18 protein-coding genes and 3 pseudogenes are annotated in these 20,507 nt (G+C 69.4%); 12 read left to right on the forward strand and 9 right to left on the reverse strand.

Annotated elements, in window-relative coordinates:
• Nucleotides 1-247: 247 nt before the first annotated feature.
• The gene (locus ACFY4A_RS21680; protein WP_390831010.1) at nucleotides 248-622 is read left to right on the forward strand and encodes a hypothetical protein; all 375 of its coding nucleotides are present in this window, start codon (nucleotides 248-250) and stop codon (nucleotides 620-622) included.
• 229 nt (nucleotides 623-851) lie between these two features.
• Complete coding sequence (locus tag ACFY4A_RS21685; protein WP_390831070.1) at nucleotides 852-2,414, forward strand: M4 family metallopeptidase; 1,563 nt, start codon at nucleotides 852-854, stop codon at nucleotides 2,412-2,414.
• On the opposite strand, the gene ACFY4A_RS21690 is transcribed toward ACFY4A_RS21685, so the two are convergent.
• Nucleotides 2,401-2,613, reverse strand: coding sequence for a M1 family aminopeptidase (locus ACFY4A_RS21690; protein WP_390831011.1), 213 nt, complete (start codon nucleotides 2,611-2,613; stop codon nucleotides 2,401-2,403). The two genes, ACFY4A_RS21685 and ACFY4A_RS21690, sit on opposite strands and share 14 nt — an antisense overlap.
• Nucleotides 2,614-2,743: 130 nt before the next feature.
• Between ACFY4A_RS21690 and ACFY4A_RS21695 the strand changes: the two genes are divergently transcribed.
• Together ACFY4A_RS21695 and ACFY4A_RS21700 are read left to right on the forward strand one after the other, a co-directional pair.
• Nucleotides 2,744-3,052, forward strand: coding sequence for a DEAD/DEAH box helicase family protein (locus ACFY4A_RS21695; protein ID WP_390831012.1), 309 nt, complete (start codon nucleotides 2,744-2,746; stop codon nucleotides 3,050-3,052).
• Complete coding sequence (locus tag ACFY4A_RS21700; protein WP_390831013.1) at nucleotides 3,049-3,390, forward strand: hypothetical protein; 342 nt, start codon at nucleotides 3,049-3,051, stop codon at nucleotides 3,388-3,390. The genes ACFY4A_RS21695 and ACFY4A_RS21700 overlap by 4 nt, the downstream gene beginning before the upstream one ends.
• A gap of 17 nt (nucleotides 3,391-3,407) precedes the next feature.
• Here ACFY4A_RS21700 and ACFY4A_RS21705 read toward each other — a convergent pair.
• From ACFY4A_RS21705 to ACFY4A_RS21725, 5 genes and pseudogenes are all read right to left on the reverse strand, one after another.
• Nucleotides 3,408-3,753, reverse strand: a pseudogene (locus ACFY4A_RS21705) (ATP-binding cassette domain-containing protein); the annotation flags it as partial.
• A gap of 57 nt (nucleotides 3,754-3,810) precedes the next feature.
• Nucleotides 3,811-6,177, reverse strand: coding sequence for an Ig domain-containing protein (locus ACFY4A_RS21710; RefSeq protein ID WP_390831014.1), 2,367 nt, complete (start codon nucleotides 6,175-6,177; stop codon nucleotides 3,811-3,813).
• A gap of 143 nt (nucleotides 6,178-6,320) precedes the next feature.
• On the reverse strand, nucleotides 6,321-7,148 hold the full coding sequence (locus ACFY4A_RS21715; protein ID WP_390831015.1) for a carbohydrate ABC transporter permease: 828 nt from the start codon (nucleotides 7,146-7,148) through the stop codon (nucleotides 6,321-6,323).
• On the reverse strand, nucleotides 7,145-7,954 hold the full coding sequence (locus ACFY4A_RS21720; RefSeq protein ID WP_390831071.1) for a carbohydrate ABC transporter permease: 810 nt from the start codon (nucleotides 7,952-7,954) through the stop codon (nucleotides 7,145-7,147). Before ACFY4A_RS21720 ends, ACFY4A_RS21715 begins: the two co-directional genes overlap by 4 nt.
• A gap of 185 nt (nucleotides 7,955-8,139) precedes the next feature.
• A complete protein-coding gene (locus ACFY4A_RS21725; protein ID WP_390831016.1) occupies nucleotides 8,140-9,420 on the reverse strand; it encodes an ABC transporter substrate-binding protein in 1,281 nt (426 codons plus the stop codon).
• A 118-nt stretch (nucleotides 9,421-9,538) separates the two neighbouring features.
• On the opposite strand from ACFY4A_RS21725, the gene ACFY4A_RS21730 reads away from it, so the two are divergent.
• The 7 genes from ACFY4A_RS21730 (at nucleotide 9,539) to ACFY4A_RS21760 (ending at nucleotide 17,518) form a co-directional block, all read left to right on the forward strand.
• Nucleotides 9,539-10,762, forward strand: coding sequence for an ROK family protein (locus ACFY4A_RS21730; protein WP_390831017.1), 1,224 nt, complete (start codon nucleotides 9,539-9,541; stop codon nucleotides 10,760-10,762).
• Nucleotides 10,763-10,795: 33 nt separating this feature from the next.
• The gene (locus ACFY4A_RS21735) at nucleotides 10,796-12,949 is read left to right on the forward strand and encodes an alpha-galactosidase (RefSeq protein WP_390831018.1); all 2,154 of its coding nucleotides are present in this window, start codon (nucleotides 10,796-10,798) and stop codon (nucleotides 12,947-12,949) included.
• A 385-nt stretch (nucleotides 12,950-13,334) separates the two neighbouring features.
• The gene (locus ACFY4A_RS21740; RefSeq protein ID WP_390831019.1) at nucleotides 13,335-14,969 is read left to right on the forward strand and encodes a phosphodiester glycosidase family protein; all 1,635 of its coding nucleotides are present in this window, start codon (nucleotides 13,335-13,337) and stop codon (nucleotides 14,967-14,969) included.
• Between the two features lie 70 nt (nucleotides 14,970-15,039).
• Nucleotides 15,040-15,222, forward strand: coding sequence for a hypothetical protein (locus ACFY4A_RS21745; protein WP_390831020.1), 183 nt, complete (start codon nucleotides 15,040-15,042; stop codon nucleotides 15,220-15,222).
• Nucleotides 15,223-15,304: 82 nt separating this feature from the next.
• Nucleotides 15,305-15,736, forward strand: a complete 432-nt coding sequence (locus ACFY4A_RS21750; RefSeq protein WP_390831021.1) for a hypothetical protein — start codon at nucleotides 15,305-15,307, stop codon at nucleotides 15,734-15,736.
• 234 nt (nucleotides 15,737-15,970) lie between these two features.
• Nucleotides 15,971-16,186 (forward strand): hypothetical protein, encoded by a 216-nt coding sequence (locus ACFY4A_RS21755; RefSeq protein WP_390831022.1) that lies wholly within the window; start codon nucleotides 15,971-15,973, stop codon nucleotides 16,184-16,186.
• 336 nt (nucleotides 16,187-16,522) lie between these two features.
• Nucleotides 16,523-17,518, forward strand: coding sequence for a zinc metalloprotease (locus tag ACFY4A_RS21760; protein WP_390831023.1), 996 nt, complete (start codon nucleotides 16,523-16,525; stop codon nucleotides 17,516-17,518).
• Between the two features lie 59 nt (nucleotides 17,519-17,577).
• Here the strand turns inward: ACFY4A_RS21760 and ACFY4A_RS21765 are convergent.
• Nucleotides 17,578-17,898, reverse strand: a pseudogene (locus ACFY4A_RS21765) (dienelactone hydrolase family protein); the annotation flags it as partial.
• A gap of 683 nt (nucleotides 17,899-18,581) precedes the next feature.
• Nucleotides 18,582-19,277: a hypothetical protein gene (locus tag ACFY4A_RS21770; RefSeq protein ID WP_390831024.1), complete on the reverse strand. Its 696-nt coding sequence runs from the start codon at nucleotides 19,275-19,277 to the stop codon at nucleotides 18,582-18,584.
• A 418-nt stretch (nucleotides 19,278-19,695) separates the two neighbouring features.
• On the opposite strand from ACFY4A_RS21770, the pseudogene ACFY4A_RS21775 reads away from it, so the two are divergent.
• Nucleotides 19,696-19,818: pseudogene (locus ACFY4A_RS21775) on the forward strand (GntR family transcriptional regulator); the annotation flags it as partial.
• Between the two features lie 470 nt (nucleotides 19,819-20,288).
• Here ACFY4A_RS21775 and ACFY4A_RS21780 read toward each other — a convergent pair.
• The gene (locus ACFY4A_RS21780) at nucleotides 20,289-20,468 is read right to left on the reverse strand and encodes a hypothetical protein (protein WP_390831025.1); all 180 of its coding nucleotides are present in this window, start codon (nucleotides 20,466-20,468) and stop codon (nucleotides 20,289-20,291) included.
• Nucleotides 20,469-20,507 lie beyond the last annotated feature (39 nt).

The following is a 20,507-nucleotide window of genomic DNA, read 5'->3' on the forward strand; positions in this document are numbered from 1 at the left end:
CGAGGATCTCGTCCAGGCCGTCGGCGGACAGCGGCCGGCCGCCTGCCCCGCCGAAGCACCAAAACCCTCCCGCCCCGGCCCAGGACGGCCATCCGGCCGCAAGGACACCCGGCCCGCCCCACGCCACGACGTGCACACCGTCCGCAAAACAGACACCACGAGACCCGGCAAGAAGAAGTTGACGAACCCACGGCCCCGCCGCACACGTTAAAAATCAAGCCAGTTCCCCGATCCGCACGACATCCGGGTGGAGCAGGTGGCGGCGGAGCCGGCCCGTGAACTGGCCGTGCCCGGCGCCGAGGTGCTGCCGGCGCGCAGCGGCGGGGAGCCGGTCGGGATCGCGATCACGCTGGACCGGCATCCCGATCCCGCCGATCCGGATCCGTGGACCGGATTGCTGATGGTGGATGCACGGGTGCAACGAGCGGATCACAGACGGCAGTTGGCCGGGCTGCTGGAGGACGGTTTCCGCGGGGCGGGGCGTACGGGCCTGAAGCTGGCCGTTCTGGACGGCAATCCGAAGGAGCTCGCCCTCTGGACCGAACTCGGCTATCGGGTCATCGACCGGCCTAAAGACCGTCAACTCGGGCGTTCGTGTGCGTCATGCGTAAAGGGCCGCTAAATGAAGGGCAGTTGACCGGATAGCGAACATTGGCATGCACCTTCCGGACAAGGACTGGTCAAAAAACTTGACCGCCCTCTGTCAATCGGCGCTCAGCTTCTGGCAGTCTCACGGTCACCGCTCACACCTTGCGACCCAAGGAGACCAAGTGACCCCGCAGTCCGCTGCTTCGGGCACCACCCCCCGTAAGACCGTCATCCGCGCCGCCGCCCTCGCCGCCTCCGCGGCGATGGTCGTCCTCGGCTTGCAGGGCGGCTCCGCCAGCGCCGCCGTCGACCGCGAGGCCGGCGCCACCGCCCTGCCGCAGAGCGCCTCGCAGCGCGCCGCCGACATCAAGGCCGCTCAGGCCGGCGCCGCCGCCGCGGCTCAGGAGATCGGCCTCGACAGCAAGGAGAAGCTGGTCGTCCGTGACGTCATCAAGGACGCCGACGGCACCGTCCACACCCGCTACGAGCGCACCTACGAGGGCCTCCCGGTCCTCGGTGGCGACCTCGTCGTCCACAAGGCGGAGAGCGGCAAGCTGAAGGGCGTCACCAAGGCGACCTCCGCGAAGATGGCCGTGCCGTCCACCGCCGCCACGGTCGCCGCGGCCACCGCCAAGAAGGACGCGCTCGCCGCCTCCGCCGCGGCCGACAACTCCAAGACTTCGGCCGCCGCCCCCCGCAAGGTCATCTGGGCCGCGACCGGCAAGCCCACGCTCGCCTACGAGACCGTCGTCCACGGCCTCCAGGCCGACGGCACCCCGAGCGAGCTGCACGTCATAACCGACGCCACCACCGGCAAGAAGCTGTACGAGTTCGAGACCATCGACACCGGCACCGGCACCGGTGTGCACTCCGGCAACGTCACTCTCGGCACCACCCCGAACGGCTCCACCTTCGACCTGAACGACGGCGCCCGCGGCGGCCACAAGACGTACGATCTCAACGGCGGTACGTCCGGCACCGGCACCCTCTTCAACGACGCCGACGACGTCTGGGGCGACGGCTCCCCGTCCAACCGTCAGTCCGCGGCCGTCGACGCCCACTACGGCGCCGCCCTGACCTGGGATTTCTACCAGAGCGAGCTGGGCCGCAACGGCATCGCCAACGACGGCAAGGCCGCCTACTCCCGCGTCCACTACGGCAACGCCTACGTGAACGCCTTCTGGAGCGACACCTGCTTCTGCATGACCTACGGCGACGGCCAGAACAACACCAACCCGCTGACCTCCATCGACGTGGCCGCCCACGAGATGAGCCACGGTCTCACCTCCAAGACCGCGGGCCTGCGCTACAGCGGTGAGTCCGGCGGCCTCAACGAGGCCACCTCCGACATCATGGGCACCGCCGTGGAGTTCTTCGCCAACAACTCCAACGACACCGGCGACTACCTCATCGGCGAAGAGATCAACATCTACGGCAACGGCGCCCCGCTGCGCTACATGGACCAGCCCAGCAAGGACGGCAAGTCCGCCGACTACTGGTCGAAGTCCGTCGGCCGCCTCGACGTCCACTACTCGTCGGGCCCCGCCAACCACTTCTTCTACCTGCTCTCCGAAGGCAGCGGCACCAAGACCGTCAACGGCGTCACCTACAACTCGCCGACCTACGACGGCCAGCCGGTCACCGGCATCGGCCGGACCGCGGCCTACAAGATCTGGTACAAGGCCCTGTCCACCTACATGACCTCGACCACCGGCTACTCGGGCGCGCGCACCGCGACCCTGCAGGCGGCGACCGACCTGTACGGCGCCAACAGCACCCAGTACCAGGCCGTGGCCAAGGCCTGGACCGCGATCAACGTGAAGTAACCGGCTTCCCCTTGCCGTAGAGCCAGGTGTTCCACACCTCTGTGAGGTCCTGGCCGGCCTTCGCCTCCACGCACGACGTGAAGTCGTCCGTGGAGGCGTTGGCATACCGGTGGTCCTTCGTCCAGCCCCGCACGATGTCGTGGAAGACCTGGTCGCCCACTGCCCGGCGGACCTTGTGGACCACCATCGCACCGCGCACGTACACCGGATAGTCGGAGATGGACGCGGCGGACCGGGGGATCGGCCGGCGGGAACGACCACAGCGACGCCTTCTCGTCCTTCTCGTACCGCGCCAGGAAGATCTCCTCCGCGCTGGGACCGCCGTGATCGTGAACCGGACGGAGCTGCTGACCCAGTGGAAGGACCGGCTGGCCGAGTTCCTGGACCTCGCAGACGGCCACGTCGGCACACTTGGCGGGGGCAAGGACCGCCGCGGCCACACCGTCGACCTGATCATGCTGCAGACACTGCCCCACCGCGACGCCCCCGACGGCCTGCTCGACGGATACGGACTGGTCATCGTGGACGAGTGCCACGCCATCGGCGCCCCGGCGCCGAAGCCGCGATCCGCAGAGCCAAGGCACCGCGCTGGGTCGGACTGTCCGCCACGCCCTACCGGGCAGACCAGATGGCCGTGATCACGATCCAGTGCGGCCCGATCCGCCACGAGATCGAAGACGCCAGCGCCTTCGACAAGCACCTCGTCGTGCACCCCACCACCTACACCACCGACGAAACAGGCACCGACGGCGCCTCGATCCAGGCCATCTACAACGAACTCGCCCACCACCACGCCCGCAACCAGCTGATCGCAGCAGACATCGCCGACGCCGCCCGGCGCGGCCGGTGCAGCCGGCGCGCGGGGCGGCGCCGCGCAGAACCGGGCGCCGCGCGCGGTGGTGCCGCGAGGGAACTCAACCACGTCGAGATGCGGCGGGCCGAGCCCGTCCATGGCTGGAAATCGACGCGGGGGTGACCGGATGCGCGCGGTGGTCAGCTCACCACGCTGTCCCGCCACGCCCGGTGCAGATCCGCGAACGGCAGGTCGCCACGATGAGTTCGGACGAGGTGCCGTCCTCGATGACGCGGCCGTGCTCCATCACCAGGACCCGGTCCGCGACTTCCACCGTCGACAGGCGGTGCGCAATGACGACGGCCGTGCGACCCCGCAGCACGGTGTGCATCGCCCGCTGCACCGCGCGCTCGCCCGGAATGTCGAGCGAGCTGGTCGCCTCGTCGAGGATCAGCACGGCGTGGTCGGCGAGCAGCGAGCGGGCGAAGCCCACCAACTGCCGCTGTCCGGCGGAGATAGGGGGCCGCCCCGCTTGCGTACGTCCGACATCGACGGATGCCTTGCCGGCACTGGACTCGCCCTGACGACACCACGCCTACAAGTTCAGTAACTGCCGACCTCGATCACGTAGTCGCGCTGCGCTGTCGGCTGACCGGAGCCCTGGTACGCAGTGATCGTGAACCGCGCCGTTCCCGCAGTGACCGGTGTCCCCACGATTCCGCCGGTATCGGCATTGAGCACGAGCCCCGCGGGCAAGGCCCCCGAGGTCACCGCGTATCGCGTGGTCGCCGGTGTGTTGGTCTTCACGATCGCCTCGTACAGGTCTCCCTTGGCCGCCGCGGGCAGCGGTCCGGCGTCGAGCTCTGGGGTCGGAGCGACGACGGCCTGGGGGTCGCCGACCGGCTCCCCGTCAGCGTCCAGCTCCTGCAGTGACCACCGCTTACCCGGCTCGACCGCGGTCAGGTGCCAGTTCGTCGTCAGGTCGCGGAACCGCGCCCGCTGCTCCGCGGTGAACGCACCCAGGTTGCGTGCCGTCTCCCACTGCTGGATGGCCTCGAGCAGGCGCGTCGTGTTCTCCCCGCCCGACACGAGGCTGGAGACCGAGCTCTGGAAACCTGCCCCGGCGTTCAGACCGGCGCCTCGAGCCAACTTCCACTCCATGGTGAGCAGAGTGTCCGAGCCTTTGAGGCTGATCCAGCCGAGCATTCCGGGGAGGAAGTTCGCCTGGAGGTACTTGTTGTTCTTGAACACCTGCTCCATCGAGGTGCTGCCGACTTCACCCCAGCTGGCCCGGGTCAGCGCGTCCCAGGTGTTCGAGGTCATCCGGCTGGTCTCGGAGATGAATCGGTCCTTGGCATCGATTCGCCGGAAGGTCCCGTTCACGAGGTGAGCCATGCCGTAAGCGCCCCAGCCGGACTCCGATGCCGACTCCAGGCCGTCCCACGACATACCGGTGATGCCGGTTGTGTTCCACGCGGTGGTCAGCCTGTCGCTGATCTCGTCGAGGATGGCATGGCCACCGATAGCGCCGCCGTAGCTGTTGGCCACGGCTCGGGCGGCGCGGTCGCTCGCAGCGTGTGAGACCGCGACCGATCCCCATCGCGCGCGCTGCACGCCGGTCAACTTCCACTCGTTCCCGACCTGCTCGGCCGCTCCGTAGCTGACGAATTCGTCCCCGATGCGCAGGTAGTTGTAGTGCACTCCCGCAGCAAGCAGCGCGCCGGAGTCGAGGTACACGGTGGTGTCGCCGGCCGTCAACGGACGGGTGAGCGAGGCGCTGCCCCCCGTCGCGAGCCGGTCGTCGGCGGGTGGCGTGAGGTAGTCGTCTCGCGGCATCCAGGCCCAGTCGTAGGCCTCGTCGCCGGTGCCGATGAAGTCCGACAGGGTGTGTACGCCGAGCTGTACACCGTTGGCCTTGGCGATGTCCACGGCTGCCGCCGCCCCGGCGTCGCTCCCGCCCAAGCTCGAGTCGAACTTGTAGTGGCCGCTCGACTCCCATGGGCCGTAGTTGCTGGTAAGTGAGTAGATGCGGTTCATGCCGGCCGCCTTGGCGAATCGGGCCGCAGCCGGAATGTTGTCGGTCCGCAGGTCGCCGAGCACCAACCATGACTGGCTGCTCGCCTGGGAGGCCTTCTGCCACTGACCGTTCAGCCTTGGGTAGGGCAGCTTCTCACCCGCCGCGATGTTGGACAGGATCGTCGGCGTCGCCTCAGGCGAGGCTCCGAAGAGTGCCATCTTGGAGCCGGCGATCTTGCCGTCGCGGCCGGGCAGCGGCCCGACTGGGATCGGATAACCGTGTACCTTGCGGTGGCGTTCCTTGGTGTAGTCGAAGGTGAAGGCGCGCAGTACGGAACCCCAGGGGGTCACGCCTGCCGCGCTCCACTCCTCCAGAGAACCCACGCTCACGTGGTCCGGGTCGTGGTCAACCTCGCTCTCCCAGCCCATGTCCTGGTACTCCTGCGGCCAGGCGCCTTCGGTGCGGTCGGTCAGCGGACGGAGCCCGATGGCGAAATCGTCGTTGCGGACCACGCCCACCGATGTGCCGATCGTCTCGGAGATCGACGTGGCCAGTGGGCCCCAGAGCAGGGTCTGCACATCGACGTCCTCCGGCGCGTCGACGGCGACCGCCTCGAACGTGGTGTAGCCGGGCTTGCTAACCAACTTCACCTGAATCGTCCAGTTCGCAGCCTCGTTCCGGAACGAGAGCATCCGGCCACCAGGTCCGGAACGGTCAACCGTGGTCGGCCGTTCCTGCTTGCCGTCGACAACCAGGCTGACCAGGGACGCTGCATGACCGGACGCGATGTAGTCGACCCCGGTCCTGACGTCCTCGAGGCCAACGACCGTCCCTGCTTCGTCCAGCTCAAGATTCAGATAGCCGGCCCGGATCTCGATCGACGGAGCCGGTCTGCCAGGGCGTGCTTGCGCCGGCTGTGCGCCGACCGCAGCCAGGGTGCCGGCGGGCAGCATCGCAGCTGCCAACGCACCGGCTGTTCGGCGAAGTATGGCTCTCCTCGGGGTGTGCTGGGAACTGGGTGTGGGCTCCGAGAACCGCATGATGCTTCTCCCGTGATCTCTCGATGGACATTGCACGGACCGGCCGGTCGTGCCGGTCATCCCTTCGTGGCACCCCCGGTCAGGCCGCGGACGAAGTGCTTCTGAAAGGCGAGGTAGAAGGCCAGGACGGGCAGTGTGGCCAGCAGCATGAAGGCGAACACCGCCCCGAAGTCCTGCTGGTAGGGGCCGATGGAGCGGAAGATCCCGACCGTCACGGTGTTCCCGGCTCCCGGGCCCAGGATGAGCAGCGGGGTCAGGAAGTCGTTCCAGACCCAGACCCCGAGGAAGATCAGCACGCTGGCCGAGGCCGGCCGCAGGAGTGGGAAGACCACCTGCCAGAAGGTCCGGAACCGGCCGGCACCGTCGACCGCCGCGGCCTCTTCGAGCTCGCGGGGGACCGAGCGGACGAAGCCCATGAAGACGAACACCGCGAACGGCAGGTAGTACCCGACGTCGACCAGCACCGCGCCCGGCATCGTGTGCATCAACCCGATGGCGTCGAGGATCCGCGTGATCGGAAGCATGATCACCGCGGGCGGGATCATCAGACCGGCCAGCATGACGCCGAGGACGGCACGGCTCCACCAGCGGCCCGCCCGGACGAGATGGTAGGCCGACATCGCGGCCAGCACGGTGGTGATGAGGATCGACAGGGTGGTCAGTGTGACGGAGTTGACGAGGCCGTACCAGAACAGCCCGTCCGGCCGCCTCAGCACGCGCTCGACATTGTCGAGGGTCGGCGGAACCGGGAGCGCCAGCGGCGATGCGACGACCTTGGCACTGGGTTTGAAGACGTTGACCAGCGCCACGTAGAGCGGCAGACAGAAGACGGCCGCCACGCCGGTGGCCAGCAGCGGCCGCGCCCACGGCGTTCGGGAGTTCACAGGTTCACCTCTCGTCGTTGCAGGAGCTTCAGCGTGGTCACGCTCGCGACCGAAACCACGACGAGCATGATCCCGGCCATCGCGGACGCCACTCCCGGGCGTTGCTCGGAGAAGGCGGTGCGGATCACCTCGAAGGCGACGGTGGCCGTGCCGTCGGTGCCGGGGCCGCCGTTGGTGAGCACGGCGATCTGGTCGTAGACCTTGAAAGTGCTGATCATCAGCATCACGGTGTTGATCGTCAACGCGGGCGCGAGCATCGGCCAGGTGATCGCGCGGAACTGCTGCCAGGGGCCGGCGCCGTCGAGGCTCGCCGCCTCCTCGAGCTCGGCGGGGATCCCCGCGAGTCCGGCGAGGTAGACCACGACGGCGAAGCCGAGCATCTGCCAGACCATGATCCCGGAGACGGAGTAGATCGCGTACGACGGATCCGTGAGCCAGCCCGGCGGGCTCTTGACCCCCAGCGACACGAGCGTGCTGTTCAGCAGGCCGTCGTCCGCCAGGATCGAGCGCCCGATCACCGACACCACCACCGCGGAGAGGATCACCGGTGTGAAGTAGACGCCGCGCAGCAGGCTGTAGAGCCGGCCCTGCCGGCGCAGCAGCAGGGCGATGGCCAGACCGAGCAGGTTCGTCAGCAGTACCACGATCACCGTGATCACCACGGTGTTCCACAGGGAGCGCCGGAACTCCTCGTTCCCGAGGAGGAAACCGTAGTTGTGCAGGCCAACGAACGAGGTACTCGGGCGCGTGGCGCGCTCATCGGTCATCCCGATGTAGAGGGTCCAGAGGATGGGTGCCAGGACCATCGCGGTGAAGACCGTGAGGGTCGGCAGGACGAAGACGGCGAAGGCTCCCGCCGACGGCCATGTCCAGGTGCCGCGCCTGTGCGGCCCACTCGTGCGCCCGGACGAGGCCGCAGTGGGCTCCGGTCGGCCGGGCCGCGGGATTCCTCCCGCGGCAACGGTCCCCGTCCGGGAGCGCAAGGGGTGCGTCACTGCGAGAGCTCCTTGAACTTCGCGTTCAGCGTCGCGACGAACTTGCCCACGTCCGCACGGCCGTTGAGGAGATCGTTCAGCGCCGCGTCGACCTTGGCCATGAAGCCCGACGGCAGGGCCGGGACGCCGCCTTCGTTACCGAAGCTCGGCGTCACGGTTCCGCTGGACTGTGCCCTGTTGTAGAGGTCGAGGGTCGTGTTGTACAGCGGCGGCAGGCCGGCCGGGGGTTTGTAGCCCTTGAGGGCGACGAACAAGCCGTCGTACCGCGCCCCGCCGTCGGCGTTCAGCTTGGAGAATTCGATGGCCCACTTCTTGGCCTTGGTGACATCGGGGGCCTTGGCGCTCACCGACAGCCCGCCGCCGGTGTACACGGGCAAGACGAGCGAGCCGTCCTGCGTGGGCATGGGGAAGACCCCGATCTGCTTCTGCTGCGCCTTGTTCGGGGCCGCCGGGAACCACGAGCCCATCGGGTACATGGCGCCCTTGCCGGCGAGGAACGCCTCCTGCGCCTGTGCGTAGGTGGCCGACAGGTTGTCGACGTTCTCCTTGCCCGCCACTGCCTTCATCTTGGTCGCCGCGTTGACGAACAGCGGGTCGCTGAAGTCGGTCTTCCCCGCGACCAGCTTGTCGAGCCACTTCGGGTCCTTGGCGTAGACCTCGTCGGCCACCAGCTGGGCGAAGGTCCATCGCGGGCCGAGGCCGTCCGGCGCACCGCCGCCGATGACGAACGGCTTGATCCCCGCCGCCTTCAGCTTGCCGACCGCGGCGAGCAGGTCGTCCCATTTCTTCGGAGGAGTGGTGATGCCCGCCTTCTCGAAGGCCGCCTTCCGGTAGTAGATCTGCCAGGTCTGGGAGTTGGTGGGCAGCTGGTAGATCTTGCCGTTGAAACTGTTCGCGGTCGGGGTGCCCCAGTCCGCCAGCTCCTCCTTGCTGAACTGAGCGAGCTTGCCCGCCTCCGCCATTCCGGCAGGGTCGATCGCGACCATGATGTCGGGCAGTGCGCCGGTCGAGTCGAGTTGGCGCGCGTACTCGTTGCGCTGCTCGGCACTCGGCGCGACGAGCTTCTTGATCTTCACCCCCGGCACCTTGGCACTGGTCTTGGCGATGATGTCGTCCCAGTACGCGGCGGTGAGGTTGGGGGTCTCGAAGGTGAGCAGGCTCAGCGTCACGTCACCGTCCGATCCGTTCCCACCCCCGCCGCCGCCGACGGCACAGCCTGTCAGTGCGACGAGGCCCAGCGCCGTGGCCATCGCGACACAGTTGGTCCGCTTGCCCATCGAGACCCTCCTTCCTTGCTGGTCGAACCCACCGGAGGATGTCGCTCGGCCAGGATTTAGATAAGTAAGTTACTTGGCAATATTGCTGTCGGGGCGTCAATGTAGATAGCGTGACGCTGTGAGTCAAGACACACGTGAAACCCAGCGCAGCGCGACTCCCGCCGGCCGTGCAGGCGATCCCGGCCTGCTGCGCAAGCTCAACCTCGCCGCCACGGTGCGGGCCTTCCTCAATGCCACGTCGCTGACGGTCAGCGACGTGCGTTCGACCGTCGGAGTCTCCCGCCCCACCGCCGAGGAACTGCTGGCGACGCTGCTGGACCAGGGCTTCGTCCGTGAGGCGCTCGGGCGTCCGGACGGCGAGCGCTCCGCGGGACGGCCGGCCCGGCGCTACGAGGTCGTGGCCGAGAACTTCGCCGTCGTCGGAGTCGACATCGGCGCCCACAAGGTGGCCGTGGTCATCTGCGAACTGCGCGGGAACGTCGTGGCAGTGCGCAGACGCAGCGTCGGCTCCGGCCTCGGGCCGGCCGGGCGCATCGGGGCCGCGGCGCGTCTGGTCGAGGCGACCGTCCGGCAGACCGGGACGAGGTGGGAACACATCCGCTCAGTGGCCTGCGGCATCACCGGCGTGGCGGCCAACGGTTCGGAGGTCAAGGACATCCGCACAGTTCCTGCGGGCCAGGACCTCGACGTCTACTCGCTCCCGGGCTTCGACAAGATCGATGTGGTCTCGGAGGTGTCGGAGCGCTTCAAGCGCGACGTGCTGGTCTCCAACGACATCCACCTCGCGGCGGTGGCCGAGCAATGGCAGGGCGCCGCCACCGAGGCACGCGACCTCGTCTACATGCACGCCGGCCGCCGCCTCGGGGCCGCGATCGTCATCAACGGGCAGATCCACAACGGACGGCACGGCCTCGCGGCGTCCGTCGGCTCCATGAAGATCCTGGGGTGGGCCGACGCGATGGCGCAGCTCGACCACGAGAGCCGCAAGCTCGCGGGCTCGACCGCCGAGGAGTCCACCAGCGACGACGTCCGGGCGCTCTTCGAAGCGGCCGCGAACGGCGACCGCACTGCGGTGCGGACGGTCGACCGCGTGGCCGAGGCCCTCGCCCTGGGCGCCTCCACCCTGGTCCACGCCGTCGACCCCGACCTCGTCGTGCTCGGCGGCGGTCTGTCCCGCACGGGAGACGTGCTCGCCCGTCCGTTCGAGCGGCACTTGGCCGCGACCTCCCTCAACTCGCCGGAGTTCCGCGTGTCCCTGCTCGGTGACGAGTCCGTCGCCCTCGGCGCCGCCCGGCTGGCCCTCGACGATCTCAAAGCGCGCCTGCTCGCCGTGCAGGCCTGATCCGCCCCTGTCACCGCACCAAGGAGTCACCGAATGATCGAGCCCGGACGCGTCGCCGTGCCCGTGCCCACCGCCCCCGTGTCCCTCTCCGGTCTCGGCGGGAACGAGACCACGACGATGGTCCTGCTGCCGCGGGCGGACGGCCTGCCCGACATCGGGTGGGTGGGGCTTCCCCTGGCGGCGACGGACGTCCGATCCCTGACGATCCCGGCCTCGGTGGAGACCACGGCCTGGAACTCCTGGCTGATCGGCTCACCGGTCAGCGTGTTCCCGGAACACGCGCGCGGCTACCTCGGACGGCCTGCGCTGCTCGGCCACCGGGTCGGCCCCGAAGGCCCCGGGAGCGACTGGTCCACCGCGTTCGGTCCCGGCTCGGTGCGGTCTGACGACTGCTCACTCGTGGTCCAGGCCACCGACGAGGCAGCGGGACTCGAACTGCGCTTCGAGGCCGAAGCTGTCCCGGGGGGAGGCCTCCGCCTCCGGCACCTGCTGACCAACGCCGGCAGCGGTCCCTACGTGGTCGATGCGCTCGACGTGGTCATCCCCGTTCCGACCGGCGCGGGCGAGATCCTCGACTTCACCGGGCGATGGGCCCGCGAGCGGCAGCCCCAGCGCCGTGCCCTCGCGGACGGGCAGTGGGTTCGGGAGCACCGCCGCGGCATGCGCATCCTCGACGGCACCAGTCTGATCGTGGTCGGTACCCCTGGCTTCGGCTACGGCGACGGTGAGGTGCTCGGCGTCCACCTCGCCTGGAGCGGCAACCACCGGTATGCCGTCGAGCAGCTCAGCTCCGGCGTCGCCGTCGTCAGGGCCGGCGAGTTGCTGCACCCGGGCGAGTTGGTCCTCGCCGAGGGCGAGACATACGCGATGCCCTGGGTGCACGTGACCGCGTCCGCGCGCGGGCTCGACGGCCTGGCGGACGCGACCCATCAGTACGTCCGGTCGCTCGCGGCCCATCCGTCCCCGCCCGCACCCGTCATGTTCAACCCGTGGGAGGCGGTCTACCTCGACCACGACCTCGACACGCTGACCGCGCTGGTCGACATCTCGGCCAGGCTGGGCGCCGAGCGTTTCGTGCTCGACGACGGGTGGTTCGCGGGCCGCACCTCCCTCGACGACGGCCTGGGCGACTGGACCCCGGACCCGACGGTGTGGCCGGACGGGCTGGCCCCGCTTGTGGACCGGGTGCACGAGAAGGGGATGGAGTTCGGGCTCTGGTGGGAGCCGGAGGCCGTCAACCCGAACTCCGCGGTCTATCGCGACCACCCCGACTGGATCCTGCGCGCGGGCGACCGGTCGCCCGTGCTGGAACGCAACTGCTACCTGCTCGATCTCAGCCGGGAGGATGTGCGGGCACACCTGGTCGACGCGTTCGACCGCCTGGTGGCGGCGCACCGGATCGACTTCGTCAAGTGGGACCACAACCGCGACCAGATCGACTGCGGTGACTCGCGAGGCTCCGGCCGGCCCGCGTCACGGCGGCAGACCCTTGCCTTCCGCGAGCTCCTCGACGAGCTGGCCCGCCGCCATCCCGGCATCTCGTGGGAGAGCTGTGCCTCGGGAGGCGGCAGGATCGACCTGGACGTGCTCGAGCGGGTCCAGAGCACCTGGACCTCCGACATCACCGATCCGCTGTCCCGCCAGCCGATCCAGCACTGGACCGCCCAGCTCACCCCGCTGGAGTACCTGGGCGCTCACGTCGCCGCGCCGGTCTCCCACCAGACCGGCCGGACCAGCACCCTGGACCTCCGCGCGGCCACGGCCTTCTTCGGCCAGTTCGGCATCCAGTGGGACCTCACGAAGGTGCCGGCCCACGAGCTGGACCGCCTCGCCTGCTGGATCGACCTCTACAAGCGGCACCGCGCGCTCCTGCACACGGGCCGGTTGACGCGCGTCGAGCTGCCCGACGGTCTGCTCGCGCATGGAGTGGTCGCTCACGACCGGTCGGAGGCGCTCTTCTCCTACGCCCAGCTCGACGAGCTCGTGCCCGTGCCACCGCGGCTCCGCATCCCGGGACTCGACCCGGACCAGACCTACCGCGCCTCGCTCGTCGCTCCGACCGGCCCATCGGTGACCTGGGAGGTCACGGGCATTCAGGTGTCCGGTGCAGCGCTGGGAGCACTCGGGCTACCGGGTCCTGCGCGGGCACCCCAGAGCGCAGCGCTGGTCCACCTGCGCGCCGTCTGATCCGGCGGAGCACACGGCGCCGCCGACCGCCACGCGCTGTAGCGCGCCGACACCACTGATGACAAGAGAGCGGCCGGCGTGGTTTCCGGTCCCGGTGACACCGGTGGTGGGGCGGCGGCACTGGTGCGGTGCTGATTCTTCCCCGGGCTGGCCGACGACGGCCGCGACGCGGTGTTCCACGGCCGGACATATCCCGAAACCGCGATCGTCCCCAAGGAGTCACTCAACCGGACAACGCCGTTCGGCCACCCGATCGTTCACCCGTCCGTGCGAGTGCCCTCTCTCCTACGTACCCCGCCGGTCGCCGGGCTCGGCTGGACTTCGCCCCGCAGACGACGGCCGAGGCGAGCAGCGGCCGTCCCGGACTTCGAACGAGTGAGGGTTCATGGACAACGCAGTCCGTACCCGTCCGAGCCGCAGCGTGCGTACCCGGGCGGTGCTGGCCGCCGCCGTCGCGTTGGCCGCCGTCACCCCCTGGACGGCCTCCGGTGTGGCACAGGCCGTGTCCCCCGCGGCGGCCGCTTCGGTCGTAGCGGGGGACACGGAGCAGTGGACGACGCAGACCGTCGCGCCGGGCGTCCAGGTGCGCAGCGGCCTCCTCCAGCACACGGACGCAGCGCCGACCTGGACCATCACGGTCCAGGCGCCCGCCGTCAACCGGCTGACCGGCGCCGCGACCTGGGCCCCGGTGGGCGACCGGTCCTGGGCCGACACCATGGTGCGGCAGTTGCACGCCGCCGGCTTCACGCCGATCGAGGACCGTGTGGAGTGGGCGGCGTACGCGGACACTCCGCGCGGCACGATGGGCTGGCGGGTGCGGGTGGGCTCGTACGCGACCCAGGCCGCGGCCACGAGCACGCGCACGGAGCTCACCGCGGCCGGGTTCCGGACCACGGTGGACTGGACCGGCTACGACGCCGAGCAGCCGGCGGACCGGGAGAACGTCCACGTCGCGGTCATCGACCCGCACCGCTTCACCGGTACGGTCGAGGCCACCCACCACGGCAACGTGGCACAGCGGGAGAAGACGTCCTCGGTGGCCGCCGCTCTCGGCTCCGTGCTCGCCGTCAACGGCGGGTTCTTCATCACCTCCGACTCCGACGGAGTGCAGGGCACCTCGGCCGGTGTCGCCGCGTACGGCGGCGAGTTGCAGTCGATGGCGGCCGGAACCCGTGCCGCGCTGATCCTGAAGGACGGCGGCCGGCACGCCCGCATCGCCGACCTGGACACCACGGTCACCGCGCGGGCGGGCTCCGCCACCTACGCGGTGCAGGGGATCAACCGGGTGCCGGGCAAAATCCGGAACTGTGGCCGCCCAGGGGCGACCCCCACCGAACTGCCCCGTCAGGACCTCACCTGCACGGTCACCGACGATCTGGTGAAGTTCACCGCGCAGTTCGGAGCCGGGCTGCCCACCGGCGGCGGCACCCAGGTGGTGCTGGACGCCTCCGACCGGGTGGTCTCGGTCGGCACCCGCGGCGGCGCGGTGCCGACCGACGGCTCGGTGCTCCAAGGCATCGGGGGGGCCGCCGACTGGCTGTCGGCCCACGCCGAGCCCGGCAAGAAGATCAAGATGCAGGAGATCATCCGGGACACCGACGGGCGCAAGGTCGAACTCGGCGCCGACGACACCATCGTCAGCGCCGCCCCGACCCTGGTGAAGGACGGGCAAATTCACGTCGACGCGGCCGCTGAGGGCACCCTGGACCCGCTGGACCTCTCCTTCGGCTACGCCTGGTCCAACGCGCGCCAGCCCCGCACCATGGCCGGCATCGACAAGCAGGGCCGGCTGATCCTGGCCACCGTGGACGGTCGGCAGCCCGGCGTCAGCGAGGGCTTCACACTGACCGAGGCCGCGGCGTTCATGCGCTCCCTCGGCGCGGTGCAGGCGCTCAACCTGGACGGCGGCGGCTCCTCCGCGATGGCGGTGGACGGAAAGCTCGTCAACGTCCCCTCGGACGCTACGGGCGAGCGCGCGGTCGGCGACACCCTGCAGGTGCTGCCGGCTCACCACCCCTGACACCGGCGGTACCACGTCGCATCGGCAGGCCCCTCCCCCGCAGGACGCTGTTGGAAAATCCGGGGCCTGCGTGACGACGGCCTGTGCGACCCCGCTGGGGTTGTGCAGGCCGTCGTCGCCCGAGACCGGGAAGATCGAGGGCACGAGGTCGAAGCCGAAGCGGCTGGTGGAGCGGGGCTGGGTGGACGAGGACACCCCGGGCATGTTCACGGTGGCCCGCCGCCGGAAGGCCGTTTCGCCCAACTCCCGTTAAGAGCAGGGATCTTCCGCGCCCTACACTCGAAGGTGCGACACATTCCGGATGCTGGACGGGAAGAGCCCCCGTTCTTCCCCGCGTGCGCAGCACCCATCAGGCCCTGGACGAGGCACGCGCCTCACTGACCGGCCTCAAGGCTCCCTCCGCCACCCGGCAGGGCTCCACTCCACCACCGCCCGACACAGGGGCTCGCGCGGGATTCACTGCCCGCGAGCACCAGGGCCGAACCCTCTACCTCCTTCCGCCCGAGACCGCCGCAGACGCGCACGAACGCGCCGGTGTCGCCGCCTACGGGCTCATGGCCCACACCCTGGACCTCGTCGACCTCGCCTGGACCACGCGCCAGCACGGCACAAGCGCAACCGAGCGGCCAGGGGTGACCGTCTGCTTGACCGACCACTCGGTCACCGCGACCGCCGCCACGGACCAGGCCGCCGCCGTCCTCGCTCAGCACGGCTTCACACCAGCGGGTGGCGAAGCAGCAGTACGCGCTGCCACCGGGGCTCGGTGAACGCGACGCACTCAGCGCCGTTGTCCGTGCCGAGGCCCACCTCTACACCGACGGCGTCAGCGTGCGGCCTCGGCATCGCGACCACGCAGGACATCCCACCGGCACCGTCCCGGCGACGTGCCCCTCTCCCCCACCACGGCGACGCAGTCGTGGTCGCGTCGGTCAACTCGGACGACCTGGACGACCTGGCCGACCGGGCGACCCGCTGCACGTCGCTCCGGACAGGTCCCGCTCGTGTCCCGGCGCGTTCAGGACCGCGAACCGCCGTGGAAGCGGCTCGGCATGGACGCGCACGGCTACGGCGTTCCTGCTGTCACCGCCGAGCGTTCCCCGATGGTCCACCAGGTGCTGTCCGACCGCACCGGCCCCAACACGCCAAAAGTCTGGACGCGTTCGCACCCCACACAGCGGCACGTGGAAGGCGGAGCGCGTCAACGCGCGGTGCGCTGAGCCCGCTTCCCTCCCCGGCGGCGCCCTGGCCGGAGCGGAGAGCAGGACGCCGAAGGGATCCGGCCAACGTCGCACGGATTAAGAGGAAGTGACATCACTACAGCGGGTGGCGCGAGCCGTGGCCCGAATGCGGACACACCACCCGCCCCTGGGCCCCGGTGGTTACGCGTGCATATCGCGCCCCCGGAAGCCCCGGCGTTTTCCTCCGCGTTGACCCGATTCCGCTGACGATCGATTGGGCCAGATCGACGCTCCAAGGATTCTGGCATGGGCACGTAATGTCCCGGCGACGGCGAGGAAGACCTCCTCGCCCATATCCGCGAGGAGTCGTTCACCATGCGTGCTTCCACCCCCCTGTCCCCGCGTCTGCGCAGGCGCCTCATCGGTACGGCGGTCATGGCCGGAGCGCTGGCCCTGGCACCGCTGTCCACGGCCACCGGCACCCCAGCCGCCGCCAAGTCCTCCGCCGCCGCGGAGAAGTGCGCCGACGGAACGAGCGCGACCGCCCGCAAGGCGCGGCCGACCGGTTCCGAGAAGGTCGCCGAGCCCAACGAGATCAGCGAGGCCAAGGCCAAGGCCATGGACGCGGACCTGCGGAAGAGACTCGAGAAGCTGCGCGCGGGCGGCAGGGGGACCTCCGCCGCGGCCGTCACCTCGGTCCCGGTCTACTTCCACGTCATCCACGACGGCACCACGGGCAAGCTGACCTCGACCGACATCCAGAAGCAGATCGACGTGCTGAACGCGGCGTACGGCGGACAGGGCACCGGAAACACCGACTCGAGCTTCCAGTTCACCCTCGCCGGCACCGACTACACCGACAACGCCTCCTGGTACAACGGCCTCACGCCCAACTCCTCGGCCGAGTCGGCGATGAAGTCCGCGCTCCGCAAGGGCAGCGCCAACGCGCTCAACTTCTACACGGCCAACCTCGGCCAGAGCCTGCTGGGCTGGGCCACCTTCCCGTCCTCGTACAAGTCGAATCCGACGGACGACGGGGTGGTCGTGCTCGACACCTCGCTCCCCGGTGGCTCGGCCACCAACTACAACGAGGGCGACACCGGCACCCACGAGGTCGGCCACTGGCTGGGCCTGTACCACACCTTCCAGGGCGGCTGCAACGGAAACGGCGACTACGTCTCCGACACGCCGGCCGAGAAGAGCGCCGCGTACGCCTGCCCGACCGGTCGCGACTCCTGCCTCTCCAAGCCGGGCGCCGACCCGATCCACAACTTCATGGACTACACCTACGACTCCTGCATGTACCAGTTCACCGCGGGCCAGGTGCAGCGGATGCAGGACAGCTGGGTGGCTTACCGCGCGGCCGGATGACACACGGGCGGGCGGCGCCGGGCCGCGGACCCCGTGACCGCGTGACTACGGCAGCGCGATCACAGGGTCTCCAGGAACCCGAGCGCCGTCCGCCAGGTCGCCTCCGCGGCCTCGGCGTCGTAGTCGGGCAGATCGGGATCGGTGTAGAGGTGGCCGGCCCCCGGGTACCGGTAGACCTCCACGTCGGCGCCTGCCCGGCGCATCCGCAGGTACCAGGCACTCAGCCAGCCGTCCGTCTCGAACGGATCGGGCTCCGCGACGTGCAACCGGACCGGGAGCTCGTCCACGGAGGCGTTCTCGGCGATGTACAGACGTGCCGTGCAGGAGCAGCAGTCGTCGCCGAGCGCCAGCGTCTGCACGACGGAGGCGCCGAGCGAGAACAGCCGGCGGCTCGATCGGCGCCCCCATTCGGCAATGGAAACAAGGGAGTTGAGCCCATGCACGTCATCGCGCACACCCCCACCGCGAGCAGCGTGGCCAACTGGAAGCGCACTCCGCGCCGGTCCCGCGGAGCGGGCACACGCGCCAGGGCGTCGAGCAGCCCGGACCCCGCCTCGCGCAGTCTGCGCAGGTGAGGGCACTGCGCGAAGCGCCAAGGGCGTGGGGGAGGATGGAGCAACGGGCACGGCAACCTTGCGGACCTTGAAGCGTGGGAAACTCCTGATCCACAAGTGCCGTGCTCGCCTCGTATGTGGCCTTCGCCGGAGCGCGCTACATGATCAAAACGGGCGAACATGACTCTCCCCAGGGACCTGGCTGGAAAAGAGCCTGCTCACATGCTGGCGGCCTACCGTACGTCAAGTAGGGGTCTGCGGGAGCCCGGGGGTGACATCTCCTCGGGCTACCCGACCCTATCCGGTACTCGGGGGCTGTTGCTCTTGGCCCGGCGGGAGGGCCTTCACGCGGTTCAGACGGGCGGACTTCGAGACAACGGTGTAGTTGCGGTTTGGAAGGTAGGGGAATTCCTGCGCATCCGATGCCCGGCGCGGGCTTGGGCGCTACGTAACTTGTTTGTCCCGTTGTTCGGGCCGTCATTTGTGGCCTGCCAAGCGCCACCGACAGCTCAACCCCTCGTGGAAATGGGGATGTGCAGGGAGCCTGTGAGCTGCTGGTAGAGCTGCTTCACGCCCTTCTCGTCCGCGGCAGGGCCACTGGCCACGAGTCCGACGAGGTGGTCGGCGGCGGCGACGTAACGGACAAGGACCACGCTCGGGACACCGTTGCTGTCGAACGTGATCCGGCCCTCGCGGGCGGGATGGCCGGCGACTTCAAGGGGCTGGTTCCTGCTGACGGTCCCACTGATCGAGGCGGCAACACCGCGGATGGCCGGGTCCAGGGCGGCCTTGGAATCCGCTCCGTGCATGTCCGTGACCTGGAAGGCAGCCTTGTTTTTCCCGGCACTGGCCTTGTACATCCGTAGCTGGTAGGTTTTACCGCTCAAGGTGATCGAGTCGTGCTCGACTTTGGTACTGCCGGGCAGCTTGACGGTGATACCGCTCGGTGCGTCGGTGGTGTTGACCCACTGTGCGGCGATGCCGCGAGGCGGGCTGGTGACCGGGCCCCCGGCGGTGGCGGCGAGGCGCAGGCTGCCGGTGCGCGCGAAGTCCTGGGGGGTGCTGACGGCGGTGGCCCCGCCTATCGCCGCGCCAGTCAGAACGGCGGTCAAGCTGGCGGTGGTGGCGGTGCGAACAAAGCGGCGTGTAGTTCCCATGGACCCTCCCGGTGGCTTGAGCTCCCCGTTGACGAGGATGACGTCCACATTCCAGTTGACCGCGGCTCGTCCCTCCTGTCATCTCCAGCATCAGCAGCATCACGGTCAGCTGTCCCGAGCGAGAGGGACGCCCCTTCCACCTGGTCGTTTCCGGTTCCGCATGCCGTACGGCCCGCCAGATGGACACGATGGGCGGCTCCGAGAGGCGACCATCCGGAATTCACCGGTCTGCCCGCCCCACTGCTCCCATCCGGTCGTACTCTGGCGCGCGCTCTGCCAGGGCACCTCAGCGAGATCCTGTTACGAGCTCGTAGGGGCTTATGTCCACGCGGTCGGCAAGCTGCTTTGAAGCCACATCCGGACTTCCCGGGCCACCGAACAACTTACGGAGCTGCTTTGGCGCGAGTGATCACGGCCCGTAAGCTCCCGCGCGTCGGGCACCTGCCCGGTAACGCACCACGCTGGGGCGGAGTTGGTCGACCGCTACGGCGTGTCGGGTGGCACGATCCGTAAGGCCACGGTGGAGGTGCGGGCAAGCGGGCTCGTCGAAATCCGGCACGGCAAGGGCTCGATCGTGAGGGACCGGCCTCGATCTGTTGCGAGCCTCGCGCGGCCGTGCGAGCCTGGAGTTGATCGTGTTCGGCGCCTATGTGCATGGTGCTCGGGCACTGACCCGGGGTCGGCCGCATCTGCCGGGCCCACGTGGACCCGCACGAGGCTGCCGCTGCCGTTCGGCCGGGCGCGGTCACCAGGGAGTCCAGGGGCGAGGAGCCGACGGACTGGGCCATGCTCTCGCGCTTGGCAGTCAGGAAGGCTGGACCTCGTCGAAGAGGGCGAGGGCTCCGGCAGGAGCGGACGGCCCTGGTGGTGCGCCGGGTCCTGCATCGGGCCGGTGTCGAATGCACTCCGACGTCCGGCCCGCAACCTGCGGATCTCCGCGGACACGGTCCGCAAGTGCGCGTGAAATCTGTCGGCAGAAGTGGGCGAGGGTTCTACTCCAAGGCAACTGCGGCCAGTTGTCGCACGGGTCAGGCTCCGGCCCCCTGCGGCACCCCATGATCACGCCAGCACGATCCGCGCCCGTACCGCGAGCGCCTGGGCGGAGCCGTGGCAGCGGCGGTTCCTCGCTGAGCGGCTGGACGGCCTGGCCCGGGCCGGCCACCCCCAGTAGCAGACGACGGCCGCCAGGCAGGACACCGCGGTGCCCTTCAGCCAGTGCAACGTCCTGGTCTTCGTCATGCTCTCACCGTTTCGCAGATGCGGGAAAAGGGCCTGAGT

The sequence above is a fragment of the Streptomyces sp. NPDC001292 genome (assembly GCF_042896465.1).
Taxonomy (GTDB): Bacteria; Actinomycetota; Actinomycetes; order Streptomycetales; family Streptomycetaceae; genus Streptomyces.